1 protein-coding gene is annotated in these 2,020 nt (G+C 48.1%); it reads left to right on the forward strand.

The window, feature by feature from the left end:
* Positions 1–229 precede the first annotated feature (229 nt).
* Positions 230–1,822 (forward strand): hypothetical protein, encoded by a 1,593-nt coding sequence (locus KDX37_RS29070; RefSeq protein ID WP_231656617.1) that lies wholly within the window; start codon positions 230–232, stop codon positions 1,820–1,822.
* Positions 1,823–2,020 lie beyond the last annotated feature (198 nt).

Raw genomic sequence — 2,020 nt, forward strand, 5'->3', positions numbered from 1 at the left:
GGGTCGCATCATGATCGATGGGCTCCTGAGAGAATCGGGAGCCCAGCATCTGGCATTAGCTTAGTGCTTTGAATGTGGGGTTAATGGAGCGGTTACGATTGTGGTGCGGAGTCGCGCCCTGAGCCCGAGGGTTCCTGTCACGCCGGTCGTGCTTTCAGGACTGGACGAGCCGGACTGTAATAAATTCACGTTAGCGCACCCGTTGGGTGGCTTGGTACCGGAAGCGGCAATGGAAGCCGGCGAAATTTACCGGTTGTCATATGGAAGTCCGGGAGTAATCAATGAAATACTTTCCAAGCTTGCCTACACTAAATTTGTGGATTTGGCGAATGAAACGTCTGAAATGGCAGTGCAAAACGTTAATATTGCCGACTTATCCCCGTCACTGATCGCCGCGGTTGACCGCCTTAATACTTCGTCCAATAACGACCTTTTCCAGCTTCTATCATGCCTGTCCGTCTTTCCTTATGGCGAAGACATAAGCCAGTTGAAATACTTCAGGCCAGACGACCCATTTTTCCCAGTGCAGAGCGGGCAGCTAGTCAATATGGGATTGCTTGACGCTAAAGCTCATAGCTTTTTTGAGCGGGAGAAAATCGAGCTTCCGAAGATTGTAAGGGCGATACGCCCTGCGCAGCTGTATGTAAAAAATCTGTCGTTAGAAGCGTATAAGGAGCTGACCAAGAAAGCGATTTCTCTATATTTTGGCAAAGACTGGCGGTTAAAGGACTACAAACTAGGCCCCAGCTTTTCGCAAAAGAAACTGAATGAGTTTGAATTTTCCACTCTTAATGCAAACCTCTTGCTACGACGGTTTTTTAATGACGTCTTGTCTCAAACCATGCCCGTTGACCTATCGGACAGCCTGGGTCTACTGTCGTATTATACCCGGAGAATGGACAACTCTTGCCATCATCGTCAGATATGCAACCTTTGCTACCTGATGGTACCGAAGCTTAAAGAAAATAGTGAGCTACGCCTCGCTCAGGATGTGTTATACCGCTATACAAACAGCCTGCGTATGTTGGATAATTTTGACGAAGCGATTGAGCTCTATGAATATCTACTCGGCGTCACGAATCAGACCAAGCAGCGCCGTGCCAGCATATTCCTGCATATGGCCATGATTTACGACGAAAAAGACGAGGGTGCCGATGCGATAAAATTTGCAAAGATAGCAAAAGAAGAGGCGAACACTAAAAATTCAACATATCAGCATGCTGACTCGATTTTGATTGGCCGCTCAAATTCGAAGAATAAGCTAAGCAGGTTGCAGACGCTGAATCGAGCCTGCTTGCGTGACTCACATTACACAACCGCTAACAATATCGAAATTCGGATTGCAGCCCATCGTGAATCGCCGGCAAAGAAGGACATCTACCTCAATATGGCTAATCGAGCCATGAAAGAGAATGATGTTTTCAATTATGTTAAGTCTACTATCTATTACTGCAGGATAGCTCTACAAGACGGGGACATCCTCACCAAGGCCATGATAAATAGCCTCAGGAGTTGCTACGACTTCGCGCGGGGCCAGCGAATGAGCGTACTGTTCAATAGTTCACACAAAAGCCTGTGGAAGGTCTTGACGGATCGCAGCGATCTGCCAGATCTAGCGCAGCTATTTGCGTTGAGCTCCGTCACTTATCGGCTGGTGCATGATCAGACCAATGAGCTTAAATATTTGAAGGAGTTAATCGATTCGCAAGCTTTACAAGCCGCAATTCAGGAGTCGGATCGCAGGTATATCCTAGAAAGAATGTGCGCATACGGCATATCATTGCCCAAGCTTGATGCGCATGAAACTGCGTTGCTGAACTGACAGCAACGGGCGTCTTGGACAGAGGCGGTCATATCATGGAATCGCATGTAAAACCGTCGATCCCACCTGGCTAGGCGGTTTTTTCTGCGAGCGAGATATAACGTAAGCGCTCCATGAACCCCACATTCAAACCACTGAGCTGATACCGGATGCTGTGCTCCCGATTCCCTTCAGGAGCCCGTTCGCCATGATGCGACC

Origin of the sequence: Pseudomonas californiensis (assembly GCF_021147775.1) — a bacterium.
Taxonomy (GTDB): Bacteria; Pseudomonadota; Gammaproteobacteria; order Pseudomonadales; family Pseudomonadaceae; genus Aquipseudomonas; species Aquipseudomonas californiensis.

Bases quoted from the DNA above. Each gene is read 5' to 3' on its own strand.
- KDX37_RS29070 (WP_231656617.1), top strand. From the start codon at position 230: ATGGAAGCCGGCGAAATTTACCGGTTGTCATATGGAAGTCCGGGAGTA.